At 70.8% G+C, this 23789-nt stretch carries 8 protein-coding genes; 1 reads left to right on the top strand and 7 read right to left on the bottom strand.

The features are described 5' to 3' along the window. Positions 1–133: 133 nt before the first annotated feature. Together POL72_RS25375 and POL72_RS25370 are read right to left on the bottom strand one after the other, a co-directional pair. Positions 134–1042, bottom strand: coding sequence for a hypothetical protein (locus tag POL72_RS25375; RefSeq protein WP_272098143.1), 909 nt, complete (start codon positions 1040–1042; stop codon positions 134–136). Next, positions 1039–2577 (bottom strand): hypothetical protein, encoded by a 1539-nt coding sequence (locus POL72_RS25370; RefSeq protein WP_272098142.1) that lies wholly within the window; start codon positions 2575–2577, stop codon positions 1039–1041. Before POL72_RS25370 ends, POL72_RS25375 begins: the two co-directional genes overlap by 4 nt. Positions 2578–2905: 328 nt before the next feature. Between POL72_RS25370 and POL72_RS25365 the strand changes: the two genes are divergently transcribed. Beyond that, a complete protein-coding gene (locus POL72_RS25365; protein WP_272098141.1) occupies positions 2906–6796 on the top strand; it encodes a serine/threonine-protein kinase in 3891 nt (1296 codons plus the stop codon). A gap of 89 nt (positions 6797–6885) precedes the next feature. Here POL72_RS25365 and POL72_RS25360 read toward each other — a convergent pair whose 3' ends face one another. The 5 genes from POL72_RS25360 to POL72_RS25340 form a co-directional block, all read right to left on the bottom strand. Next, on the bottom strand, positions 6886–8442 hold the full coding sequence (locus POL72_RS25360; protein WP_373372242.1) for a serine/threonine protein kinase: 1557 nt from the start codon (positions 8440–8442) through the stop codon (positions 6886–6888). 268 nt (positions 8443–8710) lie between these two features. Then, positions 8711–20266 (bottom strand): tetratricopeptide repeat protein, encoded by an 11556-nt coding sequence (locus tag POL72_RS25355; RefSeq protein WP_272098140.1) that lies wholly within the window; start codon positions 20264–20266, stop codon positions 8711–8713. Positions 20267–20342: 76 nt separating this feature from the next. Then, on the bottom strand, positions 20343–21251 hold the full coding sequence (locus POL72_RS25350) for a tetratricopeptide repeat protein (protein WP_272098139.1): 909 nt from the start codon (positions 21249–21251) through the stop codon (positions 20343–20345). A 462-nt stretch (positions 21252–21713) separates the two neighbouring features. Further along, positions 21714–22661, bottom strand: coding sequence for an AgmX/PglI C-terminal domain-containing protein (locus POL72_RS25345; protein ID WP_272098138.1), 948 nt, complete (start codon positions 22659–22661; stop codon positions 21714–21716). After that, complete coding sequence (locus POL72_RS25340) at positions 22606–23757, bottom strand: FHA domain-containing protein (RefSeq protein ID WP_272098137.1); 1152 nt, start codon at positions 23755–23757, stop codon at positions 22606–22608. Before POL72_RS25340 ends, POL72_RS25345 begins: the two co-directional genes overlap by 56 nt. Positions 23758–23789 lie beyond the last annotated feature (32 nt).

Genomic DNA, 23789 nt, shown 5'->3' with positions numbered 1-23789 from the left:
GTCCAAGGCGCGAGCGCAAGGACGGCGCGCCTCCGCACTGCAAGGAGGACGGAGCGTACCACGCACCGTTTGAGCCGAGCAAAGCCGCGCGCGGTGCGTGGAGATGACAGGACGAGCGCGTGGCAGGCGCGGGTCAGCCGGCCGCGGAGCGCTCGTCGAGCAGCTTGATGCCGGCGGCGACCTCGCTGGCGAACGACTCGGCGAGCACCCGCGCCTGGCCGAACCGCGGCGGGACTTCCCGGGCGGCGCGGGCGAGCGCCGCGACGGCGAGGTCGTGGGGCTGGCGCAGGAGGACGCGGTACGCGAGGCTCCGGCCAGGAGGCGTCGCGACGACCGCGAGCGTCGAGGCCGACCACGCGAACGGCGGGTCCTTTCGCGCGGCGGTCGCGAGATCCGTGAGCGGCGTGCGCGTCATCCAGAGGGAGAGCGCCTCGGCGAAGTCCGGCGGGGCGAGCCCCGGGACGTCGTGGCCCATGTCCGCGAGGCCGACGCGCCGGGTGTCGACCTGGACGCCGCGCAGCTGCCGCCACCGGAGCAGCCGCGCGGGCGGACGCTGGCCGCGGAAGCTCGCGCGGCCCGTCCACCAGGCGACGAGCGCGTCCGTGCGAAAGCAGTCGAGCACCCGCGCGAACGTCGCGTGCCGCGAGAGCGCGGCCCCGACGTCCACCGGCGCGGGCACGAGCTCGCAGAGGTCGCGCACGCTCGCGAGCAGGCGGGGATAGCGGCTGCGCGTCAGGACGCCAGCGAGCTCGTGGTTCGTGAGCTGGAGCAGGTCGTTCAGCGCGGCCAGGAGCGCCCACTCGGCAGCGGCGAGCCCCGGGAGCACGTCGATCGGGGCGATGAGGCGGGCGACACGGACGCGGACCAGATCGATGCGCGAGCCGAGGTCGCGATCGATCGCCGGCGCGCCGTCGCCGAGGAGCAGCGCGAGCCGGACGCCGAAGGGGCGCACCGGGCGCAGAGGACCGCCGAGGACGAGCGGGGCGAGCACGTTCGCCTGGAGCTCGGAGAGCCGCTCGGCGATCGCTTCAGCCTGGGTCATTGGGGCGCCCGGCCAGCGCCCGGCGGCAGCGCCCTCGGCTCGGCCAGCGCCTCGGACGGGGCGAGATCGCGCAGCGGCCGGATGCCGACGCCGCCGAGCACGACCTCGGGCAGCTCGGTGGCCAGCGCCGCCGTGAGGCCCGCGGACGACGCGGCCACCGCCGACCATTGCTGGGCCTCGAGCAGCGCCGTCTCGAGGGCGACGAACGCCTCCTCCGGCACGCCGATCGCCCCCCCGTCGCGCCCGATGAACAGCGCCTGCCCGGCGGGGGCGCCCAGCGCGCGGAACAGCACGCCGGGCGCGACCGCAGGGACCGCGTCGTAGCCGGCAGGGATGTAGAGGCCCGGATGGACCTCCCGGAAGAACTCGCCGACCGGGATCCCCTCGATGCCGGTGGGGTGCCGGAGGAACGCGCCCGCGGCGGTGAAGGCGATGCGGGCGCGGCGCAGGGTCTCGGGGCCGAGCGCGTAGGCGACGTGCCGCAGGAGCGGCATCTCCTGCGGCCGGATCCATGAAGCCGTGACCGAGCGCCACGGCTCGGAGCTCGGGACGAGGCGGAGCGACAGCACGACCGACGCGGGGCGCTGCGCGTCGCCCTCCGCCGCCACCTTCGCCGCGACGGGCTCGCGGCCGAGCTCCACCCGGGCGAACGCCGCGACGTCGCCCATCGCCGGCAGCTTCGCGATCTCCAGCGCCTCGCGGCCCCCGCCCCGGAAGAGCACGAGGCCCGCCTCGCCGAACACCGGGCAGGCGCGGAGGTTGACCGGGTGCCGGAACCCCACCTCCACCGCCGCGCCCGGCGCGACCGGCACGAAATACCCGAGCCCCGGCGTGCTCGTGAGCAGCGGGACCATCCGGGCAGGGATGGCCGGCGCGCGGAAGAGGTACCGGAGCACCGGGGCGTCGTCGAAGCTCGACTCCGGCGGCCACTCGCACAGGCCGACCTCGGCCTCGACGCTGCTCCGGGAGAAGTAGCGAATGAGCGCCGGGCCGAGCCCCGACTCCGCGAGCAGCCAGCGCGGGCCAGGGTCCCGCCCGGCGGCCGGATCGAGGTGCGGCTCGAGCCGGAGCAGGAGCGTGCGCACGTCGACGCGCCGCTCGACCTCGTACGTCTGCGAGAAGGCGTTGTGATAGAGCGAGAGCGCCGCGTCGCTGGGCAGGATCTGCGGGACGTCGTACCCGAACGGCGCGGCCGCGTCGCGGTACTGGACGAAGTGCCGGCTCGTGCCGGTGAAGCTGTAGCCGCCCGCGAGCCGCGCGATCTCGGCGACACGGTCGAGCCGATCGCTGCTCTCGGCCGCGAACAGGAGGGTGACCTCCCGCGCCCCCAGCTTCGATCGGACGATCTCGACGACGAGCGAGCGGAGGATGTCCGCGAGCGAGCCCTGCCGCGTGTAGAGCGCCAGGAAGGCCACGAGCCGATCGATCGACGGCAGGAGGACGAGCCCCTTGGCGCCGAGCGCGACCCCCTTGGCGTCGAGCCCGAGGCCGGGCGTGCGCAGCCGGGTCTGGTGAACGGCGACGCGATCGAGCATCGAAATGGCTCCCGCCGCTCGAACGTAACGCAACGTAGCGCAACGTTGGAGGAGCAGCGGAGCCGAAGACCGTAGGAGGAGCCGCCGGATCCGTCAAGAGAGGCCCGCCGCGCGCTCTACGACATCTCCTGCCGGCTCGCCGCGTCCGCCACGCTGCCGGGTCCCAGCGACCGCGACACTGGAACTGCCATGAGCGACGGCGTAGTCTCTTTCGCGAATGCGCCCTGTCGGAACACCGCAGGCCCACGCGGCCCGACGCGATGAGATCGCCTCTCCGCTGCGCCGGAGCCCCCTCGGCGCCCATCCCACAAACCACGTCGGCTAGCGCATGAGCTCCGCGCGCATCGAGTCCGCAAGGCCGCTCGTCGCAGGCCGATTCCACATCGAGCACGAGGTCGGCCGCGGCGGGATCGGCACCGTGCACCGCGCCTTCGACGTGCAGACAGAGCGCTACGTCGCGCTGAAGATCATCACGGCGGTCGGCGTCGACGCCGAGGGCCAGGCCCGGCTCTCCCGCGAGGGGCAGGTCCTCTCGGAGCTCGATCACCCGGCGATCGTGAGGGTCGTTGCGTTCGGGACGCTCGAGGCGAGCGCTGTCGACGCGGAGGGGCGGCGCATCGAGGAGGGCGCGACGTTCATCGCGATGGAATGGCTCGACGGCGAGGACCTGGCGGCGCGCCAGAAGCGCTCCCCGCTCTCGCTGCGCGAGGGGATCGAGGTCGGGCGGCAGGTGGCGAACGCGCTCGCGGCCGCGCACGCCGCGGGCGTCGTCCACCGCGACATCAAGCCTTCCAACATCATCCTCCTGCGCGGCTCGCCGGACGCCCCGCTCCGCACCAAGCTCGTGGACTTCGGCGTGGCGGCGTCGAAGGAGGTCGTGCTCACGACGGACGCGGGGGGTCTCGTCGGCACGCCGGCGTACATCTCGCCCGAGCAGGCGCGCGGCGACGCGACGGTGGACGCGCGCAGCGATCTCTACTCGCTCGGCGCGACGCTGTTCGAGCTGGTCGCCGGCCGGCCCCCGCACATGGGGCCGAGCTCGATCGCGACCCTCGTCCGCCTGGCGACGACGCCCGCGCCGCGCCTCTCGGAGTTCCTGCTCGACGTGGTCCCGGCGCTCGACGACCTGATCCACGCGCTCCTGCTCGCCGACCGGGAGCTCCGGCCGAGCTCGGCGCGCGAGGTGGCGGACAGGCTCGCGGCGCTCGCCGACGAGCCGTACCTGCCCACCCCGTCGCCGCTGCGCGTGAGCGACAACCCGCCGGGCGCGATGGGGACGCGGCTCGTGACCACGATCGTGGCGCTGCACGTGGCCACCGGGGAGGAGCGGCAGCGGGAGCTCGAAGCGCTGCGCCGCCGCGGGGCCGACGCGCTGCCGCTCGGCACGGACTCGATCGCCGCCCACCTCGGCGTGCGACAGGCCCACGGCGACGAGGCGTCCCGCGCCCTCGAGCTCGGGCTCGCGCTCGGCGGCCGTGGCGGCCGCGTCGGCGTCGCCTCCGGCCGCATGCGCGTCGACAGGACGCGCGCCGCCGGCGAGGTCGTCGACCGCGCGGTCGCGCTCGCGCGCGAGGCGGGCCTCGGCAGGGTCCTCGCGGACGCCACCACGGTGGAGCTGTCCCGCGGGCGCTTCATGGGCGAGCCCCTGGAGAGCGGCGCCGTGCGGGTGCTCGCGCGCGCGCCGAAGCGGCCCGACGCGCAGACGCCGTTCGTGGGGCGGGACGCCGAGCTCATCACGACCGTCGCGGCGTTCGAGCGGTGCGTGGAGGACGGGACGCCGGTCGTGATGAGCATCTCGGGGCCGCCGGGGATCGGCAAGAGCCGGCTCGCGCGCGAGTTCGTCGCCCGCATCGTGGATCGACCGGATCCGCCGCGGCTCGTCCAGCTGCGCTGCGAGTCGTTCGGCCGCGCGCAGGCGCTCGGCGTCGCCACGGACGCGCTGCGGGTCCTCATGGGCCTGCCGAAGGGCGCGTCGCTCGAGCAGGCCGAGGACGCGGTGCGCGCGCGGCGGCCGCTCCACGGCGACGGCGGGCTCCTCGCGCGCCTGCTCGCGAACCAGCCGTTCCCGGACGGCGTCGACCTGCGCGGCGCGCGCGACGCGCTCTACCTCTCGATGACCGACATCGCCGTCGACGCGGCGTCGAGCGAGCCGTGCGCGCTGCTCGTCGAGGACGCGCAGTGGGCCGACCCGGAGAGCGTCGCGTGGCTCGATCACCTCCTCGGGCGGGCGACCGGGAGGGCGCTGTTCATCCTGCTCATGGTGCGCCCCGCGTTCTGGCGCGACCAGGGCCAGCGCTTCGCCGGCCGCGACCACGTGCGCGTGGAGCTGCGCCCCATCGCGCGCCGGGCCACCCGCGAGATCGCGCGGGCGGTCTTCAGCGCGGCCGCGGCCGCGCGGCCGTTCGAGGAGGCGACGCTCGACCGCGTCGCGCAGCAGGCGGCCGGCTCCCCGCTCTTCGCCGAGGAGCTCGCGCGGGTCATCGCGTCAGGCAAGGACGCCGCCACGGCGCCCACCATCGAGGCGGCCATCCAGGTGAGCCTCGACGCGCTCGACGAGCCCACCCGGGAGGCGGTGGTGCGCATGAGCGTCTTCGGCCTGTCGGTGTGGGACCTGGGCCTCGCCGAGGTCGGGGTGGCCGAGCCCGCGACGGCGCTGAAGAAGCTCATCGCCGCGGAGCTCCTCGTCGCGCAGCCCGCGTCGCGCTTCCCGGCCGCGCGCGAGTTCCTGTTCAAGCACGCGCTCGTCCGCGACGTCGCGTACGCGTCCGTCGGCGAAGAGCTCCGCAAGAGGCTGCACGCCGCGGCGGCGCGCTGGCTCGATCGGCTCGGCGAGGACAGCGCGACGGTGGCGCAGCACTTCGATCTCGGCGGCGAGCACGAGGAGGCCGCGATCCGCTGGGAGGCCGCCGCGCGGCGCGCCCTGGCGACGAACTCGCTCCGCGACGCGGTCACCATGGCTGATCGCGCGCTCGTGTTCTCCCCCGACAAGCCGACGGCGTTCGCGCGCGCGGTCCTCCTCGAGGAGGCGTACTCGCGGCTCGACGCGCGCTCGCCCGAGCGCGACTCGGCGATCCGGGCGATGTGGGAGAACGTCTTCGACGAGGCGAGCGAGCTGCGCACGCTGACGGCCCGCGCGCGCTACGACCACGCGTGCGGCTCCGGGATCGACCTGGAGGAGCGGCTGACGGCGCTGCGCGACCGCGCCCGGTCGATCGATCTCGTCGAGGAGGAGGCGCAGTGCTCGGCGACGCTGGCGCAGGTCCACGCGTTCGCCGGGCAGCTGGCGATGGCCGAGCAGGAGGCCGCGCACCTGCTCGACCTGGCGGCGCGGCGGAACCTCGTCTGGGCGGCGGTCGACGCGTGGCAGACGCGCGCGGTCGCCCACCAGACGCGCGGCGAGCCGGCCGCTGCGCTGGGGGCGCGCCGGAACGCGGCGCGGGCCGCGCGCCGGGCCGGGCTGCAGGAGCGCGAGGCGATGCTGACGATGAACGTCGGCTTCGCGCTGACGACCATCGGCGCCCGGGAGGAGGCGCTCCAGGAGATCGAGGGGGGCATCGCCAGGGCGCAGGCGATCGGCAGCTCCGGGGCGGCGCGGCACGGGCAGATGATCCTGCTCTGCTGGGCGGCGACGTTCGGCCCCGAGCCTCGGCTCGACGCCGTGCTCGCGGAGCCGCGCGCGAGCGCGGACGAGGCCGCGGGGAGCATGTGGGTCGTGCGCGACCGGGTGACGCTGGGCATCCTGTTCTACCGGGGCTGCGAGCTCTTGCGCCTCGAGTCGTCGGGCCTCGCGCGGGCGCGCTCGCTGCTGAAGAAGGCCACCGACGCGTACCGGGTCACCGACAACCGCGACGTCCTGCCCGTGGCGCTCGGGTTCTGCGCCGAGGCGGAGCGCCGCTTCGGCAACGCCGAGCAGGCCCGCGAGATCGCGCGGGAGGCGGCGGCCCTCGTCGAGGCGGGCGCGCCGAGCCTGCTCAACGAGGCGCCGATCTACCTCGCGCTCCACGACGCCTGCGTGGACATGGGCGATCTGGAGGGCGCGCGTGCCGCGATGGAGCGCGCGATGCCCCCGCTCCTGCGCCGGCTGAAGGGCCTCGAGGGGACGCCCTACGCCAGCTCGTTCCTGCTCAACCTGCCGCAGAACTCGGCGCTGCTCGTGGCCGCGGAGGCCTACGGCTGCGTGCCGCCGGAGCTCGAGGCGATGCTGAGCGGCCGGCCGTAGAGCCCGCGCGGCGCTCCGACGCCCCGCGCGGCGCTCCGACGCCCCGCGCAGCGCCTCCGGCGGCTAGGCCGAGCCCGCGGCCCTGCCCGTCATTTCCGCGGCGCGGCGCCGCCGCCCGCCTTGGGGGACGTCGACGGCACCTGGCGGAGGTTGATGGTCAGCACCTCGTCGCGCGTGAACACCACGAAGCGCGCCTCCGGGGTGTATCCGTCGGCTGTGACCCGGATGCGGTGCCCGGTGCCATCCCGGCTGAACCTCGCGAAGAACGGGTTGCTGGGGAGCTCCACGTCGTCGAGGTAGATCTTCGCGTCCAGCGGCGTGGCGATGATCCGGAGCTCGACGAGGTTGGCGACCGGGGGCGCGTAGGTCGTAGGAGGAGGGGTCGTGGGCTCGTCCCTCGTCTCCGCCGGGAGATCGCCCTCCGGCGGGGTCCTCGGGGTCCGGAGCGTGAGGACCGCCCACGCGCCGCCGATCAGCAGCACCGAGAGCACGGCGATCCCCGCGCTCCAGAGCGCCTTTCGCCGGGTCGACTTGGTGTTGGCGACCATGATCGTGGGGATCGTCTGGCGGTTCGAGATGCTGTCCTCGCGCGACGGGTCGTCGCCCAGCATCTGGTCCCCCACCGGCGCGGAGAACTGCTGCGACATCTGCGAGAGCGGCATGCGCTGAGACCACGGCACGGCGCCGCGCTCCTCGAGCACCGGCAGGATCTCGAACTCCTCCCCGCCCTCGGCCGCGCCGGCGTGGAGCCGCCCCAGCTGGTCGCTGATCGCGGACCTCACCTCGGCGCGGCGGTGCGCGAACGTCTCACCGATGAGGCGACCGATCTCGGCCGAGGAGGGGCGGCGGCCCATCGTCGCCAGGTACGCCTCGACGTCGTCGCGCATCTGGGCCGCGGTCGCGTACCGCTCCTCGGGCGCCATCGCGAGCGCGCGCGAGCAGATCCGCTCGAGGGCGTCAGGCGCCGCGGGCCACCGCTCGCGCAGCTTCGGGATCTCGCCGAACGTGAGCCGCTGGAGGATCTGCACGTCGGAGAGATCGCCCCAGAAGCGCTCGCCCACGACGAGCTCCCAGAAGATGAGGCCCATCGAGAAGATGTCTGCGCGGCGGTCGACCATCGTCGCGAGGGCCTGCTCCGGCGCCATGTACCGGATCTTCCCCTTCACGACGCCCGTGCTGGTGTCCGCGTCGCGCGTCGCCCACTTCGCGATGCCGAAGTCGACGACCTTCGCCTGCCCGTCGTAGGTGACGAAGATGTTGTGCGGGCTGATGTCGCGGTGGACCACCTGGAGCGGCTGCCCGTTGAAGTCCATGAGGTCGTGCGCGTAGTGGAGCCCGGCGAGCGCGTCGGCGAGGATCGCCAGGTAGACCGCGCGGTGACGCGACGGGTCGATCTTCCTGCAGATCCGATCGAGCGAGTGCCCTTCCAGGTACTCCATCACGATGTAGTACTGGTCGTCGATCTGGCCGCACTCGTACGTCTGCACGACGTTCGGGTGGTTCAGCCGCGCGGCGAGCCTCGCCTCGTCGAGGAACATCGCGTTGACCTCGGGCTCGGTCGCGATCCCCGGCTTGAGCCGCTTGATCACGACCAGCTTCTCGAACCCGAGCGGGCCGCGATGCGCAGCGAGGAAGACCTCGGCCATCCCTCCCTGCCCAAGCTTTGCGATCAGCCTGTATCTCCCGAAGCCTCTCGCGGACTGCACGGGGAGCCGGACGATCATCGATGACGAGGTCACAGCACCTGATCGTTCGTAAGGATTGCTGACTCGTCAAGCAGACTCATGGAGATGTGCATCCCTCCGGCACAGCGGAGCCCCGGGGCGAGGAGCGCGCGCGCGCTCCCCCTGAATGCCCCGGGTGCTCCGGTTAATGAGGTGAATTCCGCTACTTAGGCCCGACTGCCGCGCGGGATCACCCCTCGCCGATGGCGATCCCGAGCGCCTGACGCAGCGCGAAATACTGATCGCTCGTCGAGAAGACGATCAGCTCCTTGAGCCTGTCCTGGGGCGGGAGATCCCCGGGCTGCTGCGGCTCGGCGGCGATGATCTTCTTCGCGATCTCGAGATCGCCCGAGAGGAGCAGGCCGGTGCGCGCCGCGGTGATGTCGACGCACTGGACCCACCGCTTGATGTTGGCCTTGGCGCCCTCCGCAAGGAACTTCTTGACCACCATGCGGAGCCCCTCGAGCTGCATCGGCTGCATGAACCCGCGGAGCGTCTGCGCGGTCGCCGTGATCTGCTTCTCGATGTCCGGCGGGACCGACGTGTCGGGCGCGACGAGCTTGATCCCGGCGAACAGCAGCACCGTCAGCTCGGTGACCGTCGGGAACAGCGTCTTGATGTAGTGCTCGCCGCGGTACATCGCGAGGTGCTTGCCGACGATGAACGTGAGCTCCTGCGGCGAGAACCCGGTCAGCACGGTCTGACCCGCGACGGACGCCGGCTGCTCGTTCGCCACCGCGACGAGCGCGCCGGGCACGTCGCTCCGCACGTAGAGCCGCGGCGCCGGCAGGCCCAGGACGTTGGCCGCCCACCCGAAGGTCCGGGCGAACGTCACCGTCGAGGTCGCCGGATCCTGCAGGAAGCGCTGATCGAGGACCGGCAGCTCACGGCGCTGCTTGAGCGTCTCGATCTTCGCCCTGAGCGCGGCGCCCGCGATCATCTCGAAGATCTTGCCGACGTAGAGGTTCTCCTCCTCGTGGAACAGGTTCCTGATCCACTGCTCGTTGTCGAGCCGGCTCTTCGCCTGGATGAGCCCCTGCGGGCGGTAGTCCTCGAAGTACTGCTGCTCGTCGGGATCGGCCTTGCGGAGGAACGACAGCGCCGCCGCGACGCACCAGGCCTGGTCGTAGCGCTTGCTGTCCACGTACAGGCGGTAGAGCCGCTTGTACGGGTCGATCTTCATCGGATCGATCTTGACCATCGCCTGGAACTCGCCGGTCGCCAGATCGAACTGCTCCGACTGCTCGTAGAGCTCCGCGAGGATCAGGTGCTCCGTCGCGTCCTCGGGCTTGAGCCGCGACGCCATGCGGAACGTCTCGACGGCGGCCGTCCTGTCGCCGAGCCGATCGCGGTAGATGAGCCCGAGCGCGTGCCAGAGGCTGTACTCGAGGTCCGTGTTCCCCTTGCCGGCCACCCGGTGCAGCATCTTGCGGTACGCCCGCTCGAGCTGCTTCCACTCCTTCTGCGCCGTGAGGATCTTGTTGATGCGCTCGAAGGCCTCGAGGGAGTGCGGGTTCAGGTCCAGCGTGTCGTTGAACAGCTCCACCGCGCGCGCCGGGTCGTCCAGCTTGTCGCGGTAGATCTGCGCCATCGTGTAGAGGTAACGGCTCTTCCGATCCGGCTGCGGCTCGAGCTCCGCGATGCGCTGGAGGCAGTCCACCATCCGCTCCCACTGCCCCGTGCGCTGGTAGAGCTGGAGCAGCTTGTGGAGCAGCACGTGGTTCTGCGGCTCCAGGTCGAGCGCCTCCTCCAGGGCCTCCACGCCCTTCGAGATGTTGTTCTCCTTGTCGACCCAGATGTCGCCGATGTCGTTCAACATCCTGAACCGCTCGACGCCGTCCATGATGTTGTCGAGGATCAGCCGCTTGTAGTGGCAGACCTGCTTCCAGTCCTTGAGCGCGTCGTAGACGGCGACCATCGCCTCGAGCGTCGGCCGGTGCGCGGGCTCGGCGCCGAGCGCCTTCTCGAAGTTGTTGACCGCCTGCTTCGACTGCCCCTGCGCCTGCTTGATGCAGCCGAGCTTGTAGTAGACGGTCGCGCGCTCCTCGGTCTCAGCCTCGTCGAGGCTGGTGAGCACCTTCTGGTAGTTCGTCAGCGCGCTCGCCCAGTCGCCGAGCTTGAAGCTGACGTCCGCCAGGCCCCGGATCGTCTCCTGGTCGGTCAGATCGAGGTTGTGCGCAGCCGTGTACGCCTTGAGCGCGGCGTCGTCCTTGCCGAGGCGCTCGAGGACCCGCCCGAAGGTCCGCTGCAGCCGGTGCTGCTCTGACCTGTCGCGCTTGCCGCTCTTCCTGACGAGCATCTCCGCGAGCGGCTCGGCCTGGGCCCACCGCTCCGTGGAGACGTACTCGTTGAGGAGCGGCATCGCGGCGTCCTCGTTGTCGGGATCGCTCTGGAGCGCCATCTCGTACGCCTGCACCGCGAGCGCGTGCTCGCCGAGCATGTCGTCCCGGAGCTTGCCGAGCTCGACGAGCAGCCGCGCCTTGGCGCGGGGCGCGTCGGTGTTCATCTGCTCCTGGTCGAGGTAACGCGCCGCCCGGTCCCAGTCGGCCGCGTCGATCGCGATCACCCGCAGCGCCGCCAGCGTTGGCACGTGGGACGGATCGAGATCGAGCGCCATCTCGAAGCGCTCCTGGGCCTGGACCCGCTCGCCGAGCTTCTCGTCGAGCTGCCGGCCGATCCGGAAGTACATCTCGACGCGCTGCTTGCCGTCGGCCGTCAGGTCGGCGACGCGCGTCATGTACTCGATGGCCTTCGCCGAGTTGTCCTGCTTCTCGTAGAGCTTCGCCAGCGCCTCCAGGGCCGGGATGTGCGTGTCCTGGATGTCGACGATGTTCAGGTACGCGTCGATCGCGCGGTCGAGGTCCTCGATCTCCTCCGCGTAGACCTTGGCCGTCTGGGCCCAGAGCTCGATCTTCTTCTGCCGATCCTCCGCCGCGTTGATGTGGCGATCGTAGGTGTTGATGAGATCGTGCCACTGGCGGAGCCGGCGATAGCAGCGCTCCAGGGCCTCGAGCGCGGGCTCGTGGCTCGGGTCGATCTCGACCACCTGCTCGAGGCGCGCGGCCGACAGATCGGGCTTCAGGAACTGCTCCTCCTGGAGGTTCGCGATCTTCATCAGCACGTCGATGCGCTCGCGCTCCGTGGTGACCACGTCGAGCTGCATCTCGAGGACGCGCACGAGATCCGGCCACTGGTGCGTGGCCGTGTAGACGCGCTCGAGCCCCCGCATCGCGAGGAGGTTCGAGGCGTCGATGTCCAGCACCTCGCGGTAGACCGCGCCGGCCTTCTCGATCAGGCCGAGCTTGGACTCGTAGAGGCCGGCGGTGCGCAGCTTCACGGCCGCGACGACGTCGGACTCGCTCACGGCCCGCGCCTTGCGGAGCAGGACGTCGACGAGATCGTTCGACTGATCGCGATCCGTGTAGATCCGCTCCAGCGCCTCGAGGGCCGGCAGGTGCAGCGGATCCACGTCGAGGGCGCGCCGGTAGAAGCTGAGCCCCTGCTCGACCTCGCCCATGTGCTTCTCGAGGACCTCGCCGAGCTCGGTCAGGACCTCTTTCCGATCGACGTCCGTCACCGCGACGTTGAGGGCGCTCGTCAGCATCTGCCCCTGCTGCTGCCACTGGCCGGTCTTCTTGAAGAAGTTCGCCATCTGGCGCAGCACCGCGACGTTGTTCGGGTCGTGCGCGAGGATCTGCTGGTAGTACGGCTGGGCGTACTCGGGGTGGCCGAGGTCCTCCGCGTACCACTTGGCGAGGCGCAGGCAGAGCGTGATCTTCTGGAGCGGGGCCGTCTGCTGCTGCAGCCACCCGTTCACCGTCTGCACGAGCTCGGGCCAGCGGTTCGTCGCCTGCGCCATGCGCTCGAGGTAGCGGACCGTGTCCATGTCGGAGAAGTCCATCTCGAACGCCGTGAGCAGCGCGTCGAAGGCCTGCGGCTTGTCCTCGAGCTGCTCCTCGAAGACCCGGGCCACCTTGCGGAGGATGTCGGTCTTCTCGGAGACCTCCTCGCGCGAGTCGAGCCGCGCGAGGTAGAGCTCGATGAGCGGCTCGCTCCGCCGGGCCGCGTCGTGGAGCTGCTCGAGCGCCGCGAAGGCCTGATCGTGCGTCGGCTCGAGCTCCAGGACCTTCTCGTACGCGAGCGTGCCCCGGTCCCTCTCCTCGACCTGGTGCTCCCAGATCTGCGCCACCTCGAGGTACTCGCGCACCTTGTCCGCCGGCGACTCGTAGGCCGCCGCCCGGCCCATCTTCACGTCGATGACCTCGACCCAGCGCCCCTCCGCCCGGAGCAGGTTCTCCAGGGCGGCCATCGCCTCGAAGTCCTTCGGGTCGACCTCGAGCAGCTTCCTCCAGGCGTCGATGGCGTCGTACGCCTGCCCGAGGACGTGCTGGTAGGTCGTCCCGAGCTCGCGGTACAGCGCGATCACGTTCTCGGCCGGCAGCACGTCCCGCGCCCGATCCACCGTCTGGTGGAGCGAGCTCACGATCTGCTCGGGCTCGTTGCGCAGCCGCCAGATCGCCGCGATGGCGTAGAGCGCCTCGAGGTTCGCGTAGTCGATGTCGAGGACGCGCTGGTAGTCGTCGAGCGACGAGTCGTCGCGGCCGAGCTGCTCGTGGAACAGCTTGGCGCGGCGGAGCAGCACGGCGACGCGCGACTCATCGTCGATCGCGATGTCGTAGTGCCGCTCGAGGACGTCGCAGAGCTCGGACCACTGCCCCACCCGCTCATAGAGGTTGGACAGCGCCCCGAGCGCCTCCGGATCCTCGCCGCGGAGGTCGAGGACGCGCTTCCAGGTCTCGACCGCGCCCTGGACGTCGTTCAGCCGATCGGCGAGCAGGTGCGCCATCTTGGCGCGGATGTCCGCCTCCTGGCTGTCGCCCATCGCGTTCTCGAGCTCCCGCTCCAGCACGACCTTGAGCTGGGTCCAGGCCCCCTTGGCCGTGTAGATGCGCTCGAGGGCGCTGATCGCCTGCTCGTTCGTCGTCTCGAGCTCGTCGAAGATGCGCCTGAACGCGCGGATGGCGTCGTCGAGCTGCCCGAGCCGCTCCTCGTACGTCTGCCCGAGCCGGAGGTAGAGGTCGACGAGCTCCGGGCGATCCTCGGTCGCTCGCACCCGCTGCTCGAGCACGCTCGCGAGCTCCGGGTACTGCTCGAGCTGCGTGTAGATCCGATCGAGGTTCGAGAGCGCCTCGGCCTCGAGCGGCTCGATGCCGAGCACGTACCGGTACGTCTCCTCGGCCTTGGCGACGTCGCTGAGGTCGGTCTCGAAGACCCGCGCGAGCCGCTTGCCGATGCCTGTCTGGACGTCCTTGTCGCTGTGGATGCCCAGCACGTCGGCGTACGCGTTGGCGAGCATCTCCCAGCCGCCGTCGACCGAGCCGGCGAGCCGCTCGACCTCCTCGAGCGTCTTCTCGTCGCCGGGGTACTCCTTCAGCGCCCGCATGAAGACCGCGAGGGCGCCGTCCGGCGAGATGAGGCGCTCCTCCTGGAGCTCCCCCAGCCGGTAGTACATCGCCTGCCGCTCCTGCGGCTCGGTGAGGTGGGTGAGCTCCGCCTCGAGCACCCCGCCGAGCTTCTCCCACTCCGCCGCCGCCTGGTAGAGCGGCTCCAGGATGGCGCCGATCTCGATCTGCTTGATCCCGGCCGCGAAGAGCCCCTCGAGGGCCTCCAGCGTCGGCGAGTGCTCGGGGGCCGCCGTGAGCACCTCGCGGTACGCCCCGATGGCCGCGGGCAGGTCGTTGAGCCGCGTTTGATAGACCACGCCGAGCCGGTACTTGAACTCGAGGATCTCGTCCGGCGACTGCGCGATCTCCGACTCGCGCGAGAGGATGGTGACGAGGTCGCTCCACCGCTCGGTCGCGGTGAACAGGCGATCGAGCGACGCGATCGCGGTCTGGTTCTCCGGCTCGACCTCGAGCACGCGCCTGTAGCGCGCGACGGCGCTGTCGATGTCGTCGAGCTGCGTCTCGAAGATCTGCGCGAGCCGCAGCCCGAGCTCCACGAAGCGCGCCGGCTCCTCGCCGAGCCGTCCGAGCTCGGTGTCGTACAGCGCGGCGACCTGCGGCCAGCGGTTCACCATCATCGCGAGCCGCTCCAGGTTCGAGAGCGACTCCTCGTTGCCGATGTCGAACGTCACCGCCCGCGCGTACGTCTCGAACGCGGTGACGTGGTCGCTCAGCATCTCCTCCGAGAGGCGCGCGACGCGGTGGAGCAGATCGACCCTCTCGTACGGGTCCTCGGCCACCTTGACCCGGACCTCGAGCACGCTGATCAGCTTCTGCCACTCGCCGGACGCGTCGTAGATGGGCTCGAGCACCAGCGCGGCGCCGAGCGGCTCACGGCTGCCGTCCTTGATCTGCTCGAGTGCCCGCAGCGTCGGCTCGTGATCGGGCATCTGCTGCAGGAGATCGCGGTAGAGCTCGATCGCCCGGGACACGTCGTCGAGGTGCTTCTCGTAGAGCTCCGCGATCCGGTACTGGTAGCTGATCCCCTCCGCCGGGTCCGCGGTGATCTCCGCCTCGTGCTGGAGCACGCTGAGCAGCTCGAGCCAGTTCTGCGACGTCTGGTAGAGGACGTCGAGCCGCCCGAGCGCCTGGAGATCGTCCGGATCGATCTCGAGGACGCGCTGGTACGTGTCGATCGCGCTCGCGACGTTACCGAGCTCGCGCTCGTACACCGCGCCGATCTGGTAGTAGATGCGCTTCTTCTCGTTCGAATCGAGGACGAGATCGGCCTTCTTCGCGTAGACGGAGAGGAGCTCCTGCCAGCGCGAGAGGCTGAGGTAGAGCTTCGTCAACGCGTCGATCGCCCGCAGATCCTCGGCGTCGAGCTCGAGCACCTTGCCGTAGACGGCGATGGCCGGATCGTGCCGCTCGAGCACCTCCTCCTCGATGCTCGCGGCCTGGAAGAGGGCGAGCTTCTTCTCGTTCAGGTCGTCGAGGATGTCCGCCTTCTGCTGGAGGATCTGCGACAGCTCGTTGTAGCGCTCCGCGGTCCTGAACAGCCGCTCGAGCGACTCGGCCGCGTGCAGGTTGCGCGGATCGATCTCGAGCACGCGCCGGTAGTGCCCGACGGCGCTGTCCATGTCGCCGAGGTCTCCCTCGTAGATCCGCGCGCTCATCGTGTAGAGCGAGCTCGCGAGCTCCGCGTCGGTCTGCTGCGCCGCCAGCGTCTCGAACACGCGCGCCAGGTCGGCGAAGCGGCCGGTCGCGCGCGCGAGCCGGTCGAGCCCCTCCTGCGTCGACTCCGAGGCCGGATCCTGGCTCAGCGCCCGCGCGTAGGTGTCGAAGGCCGAGCTGAGGTCGCCGCCCGCGTCCTCGTAGAGCACGGCGATCTGGTGGAGCAGCTCGACGCGACGGGTCACGTCGTCGCTGCGCCGCACCTGCACCTCGTGCACCCCGATGAGCTTCTGGAAGTCGCCCGACTGGCGGTACAGCGGCTCGAGGATCTCCGCGATCGCGAGCTCGTGCTCGGCGACCTTCCCGAGGCGCTCGAGCGCCCCGAGCGCCTCGACGTTCGTCGGCTCGCGCTCGAGCACCTGCCTGTAGATGTCGATCGCCGAGTCGACGAGCCGCATCCGCGACTCCCGCAGCGCGGCGAGCCGGAGCATCAGCCTGATCTGGGACTCCTCGTCGACGGCGATGCCGAGCTGCGCCTCGAGGTTGTCCGCCAGCTCCTCCCACATGCCCTGGCGGCTGAAGAGCCCGTCGAGCGCCGCCAGCGCCACCATGCTCGTGTTGTCGATGGAGAGGACCTCGCGGTAAGCGGCGATCGCCTCCTCCGGCTGCCCGAGCCGCTGCTCGTAGACCTCGGCCATCTGCGCATAGAGGCCCTCGCGCTCGGCCGGCTCGTGGACGAGCTCGATGCGGCGCCGGTAGACGCCGATGAGATCGCCCCAGCGCTCGGTGCGCCGGTAGAGCTCGTCCATCGCCTCCAGCGCCTCCGAGTCGGCGGGATCGATCGAGAGCACGCGGAGGTAGCCGTTCGCCGCCTCCTCGACCTTGCCGAGCCGCTCGTGGATGCTCGCGAGGCGCATCCAGTACTCGCGGCTCAGCCGGGCGTCGCTCAGCGAATCGGCGATCTCGCTGAAGATGACGTCGAGCCTGTCCCAGGCGCCCGCCTGCGCGGCGAGCGACTCGAGCTCCGCCCGCGTCTCGGCGTGCGACGGGTCGTCCTTGAGCGCCCGCGACTGCGCGTCGAACGCGCGGCCCAGGTCGCTCAGGCTCTCGGCCGCCGTCCGCGCCACCTTCCGGAGCAGCGCGACGCGCGTCGCCGTGTCGCCCTCGGCCGCGGCGAGGATCTCGAGCGCCTGGATCAGCTTCTCCCAGTCGCCGCGCCCCTCGTAGATCTCCTGCAGGATGGCCGCCGCCTCGGCCCGCAGGGACTCGTTCGAGAGCAGCGCCTCGAGCGCGAGGCGCGCCGCGTCGTTGCCCGGATCGAGGATCAGGATTTCCTTGTAGTTCTCGAGCGCTCCGGCCGCATCGTTCAGGTGCTTCTCGAGGGTGCTCCCGAGCCGGAACTTGAGGTCGATGAGCGCCTGCTCGTCGAGCGGAGAGTCGATCCGCTTGCGGAGCACGTCGACGTAAGACGCCCAGTCCTGCTGCTCGCGGTAGAGCTTGTCGAGCGCCGCGAGCGCCTGCGGGTCCGTCGGCTCGTCGTCGAGCACCTGGCGGTACGTCCCGATCGCCTGCGCCGCGTCGCGCAGCTCCCCTTCGTAGAGCTCCGCGATCGCGTAGAGGATCTGCTTGCGCTCCTCCGGCTCGGTGACGATGCCGAGCTTCTTCTCGTAGATGCCGAGCAGCTCGCCGAACCGCCCCGTCTCGCGGTAGAGCCGCTCCAGCGCGCCGATCGCGGCCTGGTTCTCGCCGTCCGCCTCGTACACGGCGCGGAACTGCGAGAGCGCCTCGTCGATGCGCTTCACCTCATCGAGCAGCACCCGCCCGAGCCGGAGCCGGAGATCGACCCCGAGCGCGATGTCCCCCTCGCCCTCGGCGCGCGAGATCGCCGACGAGTAGGCCTGGATCAGGGCGTCCCACCCCTCGGTCGAGCGCGCGGCCCGCTCGACGTCATCGATGCACTGCTCGTCCTGCGGCGCGATCTGGAAGGCCGAGAGGTAACGCTCGAACGCCCGCTGCGGCTCCTTGAGGCGCGTCTCGTAAAGCGCCGCGACCTGCCGGTAGAGGTCGAGCCGGGAGACGTCGTCCTGGTCGTGCGAGAGCTTCACCTCGATGGCGCCGGCGAGCCCCTTCGGGTTGTTCGCCTGCGTGTAGATCGGGATGAGCGCCTCGGCCGCGGCGAGGTGCGAGCCGTCGATCGAGAGCACCTTCTCGTAGGCGCGCGCCGCGCGATCCGCCTTCTGCTTCTGGACCATCCAGAGATCGGCGATCTTGACCAGCAGGCTGATCTTGGCCGCGTCGTCGGTCTCCTTGGCCTCCTGCGACTCGAGGACGCGGATGAACTCGTCCCACTTGCCGCTCTCGGCGTAGAACACCTCGAGATCGTCCCAGCGCTGCAGCTGGAGGTACGCCTTCTTGAGCGCCTCCTGGGCCTTGCGGTCCTGGGGGTTCAGCGCGATCACCTCTTGCCAGGCCTTGACGGCCGCCTCGTCGTCCTTGAGGCGCTCGCCGTAGAGCTGCGCGAGCTTGCTGAGGAGCGCGAGCTTCTGGGTGCTGTCGAAGGTCGTGTCGACCTGCTTCTGCAGCACCCTCGCGAACGCCTGGTAGTCCTTGTTCTTCTCGTAGAGCCCGGCCAGCGCGTTCAGCGCCTCGGGGTTCTCCGGGTCGTTCGCGAGGACCTCGTCCCAGAGCTCGATGCAGAAGTCGACCTTCTTCACCCGCTCCGACGCGAGCTTCGCGATCTCGAGGTACTTCGCTGCGCGATCGCCGCCCTCCGGGAGCGCCGCGGCCTCGCGGCGGAGCAGCCCGATGAGCTTCTCCCAGTCGCGCCGCTTCTCGTAGCTCTGGCGGAGGAAGTCGATCGCCTGCGCGTGCTCGCCGTCGATCGCGAGGATCGCCTCGTAGCACTTCACCGCCTCGGCCGCGTTCGAGAACTTGCCCGAGTAGAGATCCGCCGCCTTCGCGTAGTTGTCGATCTTCTCGGCGGGATCCGAGACCGCCTCGGCGATCTCGATCAGCGTCTTGACGTACTCGTTGTACCGCTTGGCCTGCTCCTGCTTCTGGGCCTTGGCCTTGAGCTCCTCGACGCGGCCCGCGGCCTCCGCGGCCGGAGGCGGCGGCGCCGTCGGCCGCCGGCCGACCTCCGAATCGGCAGGCCTGCTCTCGGCGGGAGCCCGCGCAGGCGGCGGCGGCTCGATGTCGGCCACCGAGGACCTCGCGTCGCGCTCGTCCACCGACGAGGCATCCACAGGAGCGCTCACGGGCGCGCTCACCCTGCCGCTCACCGGGGCTGGCGTGCTGAGCGGCGCTGGCGTGCTCACGGGCGCAGGCGCGCTGACGGGCGCAGGCGCGCTGACGGGCGCAGGCGCGCTCGTGGGAAGCGGCGTGGCGTCCGCAGGCGCGACGGCGACGGGCGCAGGCGGCGCGACGACGACGGGCGCGGGCGCGACGACGACGGGCGCGGGCGCGACGGGCGCAGGCGCGGCAGCAGCCGGCGGAGGCGCGGACGGCGCGACAGGCGCGGCCGTCAGGCGCTCGCCGATCTGCGCTTCGAACGCGCTCACGCTCGGGTGCGTCGGGGCGACCGCCGAGAGCCTCTCGAACCAGCTCCTGGCCCGGATGAGGTTGCCGAGCTGACGCCAGGCGATGCCGCCCGCCTGCGCGATCATGTACGGGGAGCTGCCGTTCTGGTTGGCAGCGCTCTCCGCCAGCGACGCGACGCGCTCCCAGTTGCCCTCCTTCGTCCCCCAGAGCTCGCGCAGGTAGGCGAACGCAGCCTCGTTCGAGGGATCGAACCGGAGCGACTCCTCGAGGAGCTTCGATCCGATCTCGACGTTCTGGTGCCGCGTGGCCCAGCGCACGCCGAACTTGAAGGCCGCCTCTCCGCGCGCCACGCCGGCGCGCGCGTCGAGGATGCGGCGCTGCGTCTCCACGATCGCCTGCGGCCGCTCCGCCTCGACGAGGAGCCCCTCGAACATCGTCGCTGCCTGCTTGTCGGAGGGCGCGGTCTCGTACGCCCTCCGGAGCAGGTCTTCGAGTTGACCGCGATCGAAGCGCTTCGCGAGGCGCGCCGCGCGGAGCAGCAGCCGCTTGCGCTCGTCGTTGCTCGCGGCCGCGTCGGCCGCGTCCACCAGCTCCGCCATGCGCGCCGACCACGACGACTGATCGACCTGCATGTCGAAGAGGCAGGCCCTCGCCTCCTCGCTCGTCCCGCCGGACGCAGCGAGCCCCTTCGCGTACATCTCCGTCGCGCGCTCGAAATCGCCCGCGTCGCAGAGCACGTCGCCGAGCTCCACGCGGAGCTCGGCGGCCGCGGTCCCCTCGGGGGCGTTCCTCAGCTCGAGCTCCAGGAGCTTCTGGACCATGTTGGTCTTGCCGAGGTCCCAGTAGATGGAACGAGCCGACTCCAGCGCCTCGAGCAGCGCTGGATTCAGCTTGTAGGCGTCCTGGAAGTGCTTCAGCGCCTTGACGGCCTGAAGGAACTTCTCCTCGAGCAGCCGCCCGAGCTTCAGGTGATATGCCGCCTTCCGGGTGGCGTCCCCTTCGGCCGCAATCCCCTTCTCGAGCTCCTCGACGAGCCCTTGCCAGTCATGAACCGACTCGAGATGATTGAGACGCTGCGCAAGATCCATTGATTATCGACCCTCGGCCCCGACCTTCGAACGAATTGAAACGCTTACGTGCCCCGTGCCGCGCGCGGCATCACGGCTACTGACCGCCGAGCCGCGCGACGAGCGTGTTCGCCGTCTCGCACTCGGTCTTGAAGCTCGCCGCCTTCGAGCCCTTACAGGCGCGGGTGGTGAACCCCTTGAGCATCTGGATCGCCTCCTGCTTGCGCGGCGGATCCAGGGTCGCGTAGGTGCTCCCGAGACTCCAGAGGATCTGTACAGACTCGGGACCATCCGTCGGCGCCACCGCCTTGGCGGCCTCGAGCTCGGACACCATCTCCGCCGTGGACCCCCGGTCCTGGTAGACCGACGCGAGCAGGCTGTGGATGCCGAAGAGGTACTTGTCCCCCGGCTTCGCGAACGACATCGCCTCCTTGAGCACCTGCTCGGCCTCCTTCGTGTACCCGAGACGGGAGTACAGGTCGGCGAGCGCCGCGTAGTAGCGGATTTCGTTCGGGTTGTGCTCGATCGCCTTGGTGAGGTTCTCGAGCGCCTTCTGCTCGTCGTCCGTCCAGAGATAGACGTTCCCGAGCTGGGAGTAGCAGTCCGCGAAGTTGGGGTCGTTCTCGATGCACTTCTGGTACGGCTCTTTGGACTCTTCGTAGGAGATCGTCTTCTTCTTCGCCTGCTGCTCGAGCGCCCACCCCCGTTCGAACCAGTAGTTGGCGAACTTCGGGGCGATCTGCGTGGCGCGAGACAGCGTCGATGCGACTTTGTCCCACTCCTCCTGCTTCTTGTGAGCCATCGCCAGCTTGAAGAAGATGCGGTGGTTGGTCGGGTCGAGCTTGGTCGCTTGCTCGTACTTGTTGGCCGCACCGTCGGGGTTGACGGCGACCTCCTTGTCGGCCTGATTCGCCAGGATGACGGCCTCCTGGCGGTGCCGGCTGCAGCCCAGGCCCGCCGCGCTCGCCGCGACCAGGCCAACCATCAAGAATGCCCCAAGCTTCATCTCGCTCACCTTTCGAATGGCCCCGGCATCGCCGGCCTCTGAGTGACCTGGGCGTCGCGTCGCCCCTCTTCAACGTCCCGGAGCCGGCTGCGCCGCTCCTTCAGTGTCCCGGAGTCGGCTGCGCCGCTCCGTCCCCAATCCCGGAGACGGCTGCGCCGCTCCGTGTGGCACCGTCACAAGCGTCCCGAGGTGGCGCGCGTCGAACCTCGCGCGGCGACGCGAGAATAGGCGGAGGCAACCGCGGAAGTCCAGGGCTTCAGACCCCGCGCATGCGCCTCGCTGCAGCGCCTCCACGCCGGGCCCCCACCCTCCCCCGCGCGGCGAACGCCGAGCTGGCCACCCCACGGGCGCTCGCCGCAGACCCCCGGCCACGCCCAGCGCCAGCCGCGTCCAGCGCTGAAACGGAAAACGCCCCGCACGCGAGGTGCGGGGCGTTCGCTCGAACCGAGCGGCGAGGCGAACTCAGCCGCCGGGGCTGAGCATGATCGGGTAGACGACGGTGACGATACCGCCCTCGGGCTGCGGGAACGACAGGCCGTAGAACGCCCGAACGACGCAGGAAACCACGCCGTTATCGGGCAGATCCGAACCGCCGTTACCCACGTTGGAGACCGCGCCGTCGCGCCCGATGACGAAGCGCACCGCGACACGGCCCTGCAGATTCGGGTTGTTCCTGAGCCCGTTCTCGTAGCAAAGCCGGAATCGACCGAAGTTCTGACGGACGATACGCTGGATGACCTCGGGGGGCAGGCGGCCGCTCACGCTGGTCGCACCCATACGCACCTGCGGCGGCTTGGTGCGATGAGACCCACCGAGGCGGCCATGGCCGGAGCCGAAGCCCTGGCCGGTGCCGGTGCCGGCGCCGTGCCCGATGGTGCCGATCGAGCCGAGGCCGATGCCCTCGCCGCGCCCGCCACCACCCTCGCCGATGCCGGAGAGGCCAAGGCCGCCAGCGCCGAACGAGTCGCCGATCTGATCGCCCCACATGTTGCCGCGGGCGCTCAGCGCATCGTTCCCGAGCGAATCGTCGCGTCCCCACGGCGCGGTCGGCGCGTTCGGATCGCCGCCGGCGCCGGCGTTCAGCAGCCCGATCATGCCGAACTCCGCGGCGTCGCGGAGCGCGGCCTGGCGGGCGATGTGCGGATCCGGGTTGTCGGCGGGCCCCTGGACGCCGTAGCGGTTGCCGGTGGCCTTGGTGTTCGGGTTACCCATCGAACCCTCTTCACCCTTGGCGCGTGTACCGGTGCCACCCTCCTTGTTGTCCGCCGCGTTCTCGGCGACCTGCTCGGTCTCCTTCTCCTCCATCTCCTTCTCGGCGGCCGCCGCGAGGTACTGCTGGATCAGGAACTGCTGGTCAGCGGAGATCCCGTCCTCGCCCGTATCGCCGAGGGGCGGCATGAAGAAGGCCATCGCAGCGAGCAGCCCGAGGTGAACCGCCATCGAGAGGCCCGTGTACAGCAGGCTCTGGGTGTCCAGCTGGAGGTGGCCAGCCACGACCTTGCCCGCGTTCACGGCGGACACCTGGAAGACGATGCCGTCGCTCGACCTTCGCCTTACCGCCCGACGGAAGCGCCATCTGATAGGCGCCAGAGAGCTCGGAACACGGCTGCGTGAGGCCCTGATCGATCGCCTGCTGCACCGTCATCTTCGGCCTACCCGGGATCTCGATGGTGCCGGTCGCGCGGGGCAGGAGCACCACGGAGACCGAGCCGGAGCGATCCGCGAGGAGGATGGGCGCCCGCGTCGTGCCGAGCTTCTCCGAGGGGATGAAGTAGTCGCACTTGAAGTTCTTCCCCGCCTCCTCACCCACGTAGAAGGAGCGCGGCGGCGTGAGGTGCTCGACGTGGAGCACCGCGGCATCCCACAGGATCATGACCTCGACGGAGGCCGCCGGGACCTCGACTTCCTCGCTCGGCACGTCCGGCCCGTTCTTCACGAGCGTGTACGTGTAGGAGCCCTCCGGCGCGTCCGGGGGCACCTCGTCGACGGCCGGCGCCGACTGCGCGAACGGGTTGTTGTAGGAGAACGGGTCCGCCCCGCCCGCGGAGGCGGCTGCGAACGGGTTCCCAGGGGGCGCGGCCGCGAACGGATTCCCGGGCGCCGCAGCGCCGAACGGGTTCCCACCAGGCGCCGCCGCAAACGGGTTTGCGGGGACCGGCTTGGCGGGGCCCGCCGCCGCGGCGACCGCCACCGGCTCCGCGCGCTCCAGCATGATCTTCGTGCCGCCGATCTGCAGCTGATCGCCTGGGCTGATCTTGCACTTGTTGACGCGCGCCCCGTTCACCATCGTGCCCGGCTCGTTGCCGAGATCGATGAGCGTGATGTCCTGCGGGGAGGCGACCTCGATGACCGCGTGCATGCGCGAGGCAAGCTCGTCATCGACACGCAGATGGCTCTTCGCGTCCTTGCCTACCTTGACGATATCCTGGGTGATCGTCTCCCGGCGGACGAGCGCCTCGTTTTGGTAGAGCGCAAATGTGAGAGCGACCCTTTGCTTGCCTTCCATCTCCGCCAGCCTTCCCTGTGCGCCGCGCGGCG

It is taken from the genome of Sorangium aterium, assembly GCF_028368935.1.
GTDB classification, from domain to species: domain Bacteria; phylum Myxococcota_A; class Polyangia; order Polyangiales; family Polyangiaceae; genus Sorangium; species Sorangium atrum.
The sequence above is the reverse complement of the archived record's forward strand: the minus strand, read 5'-3'. Positions and strand labels throughout refer to the sequence as shown.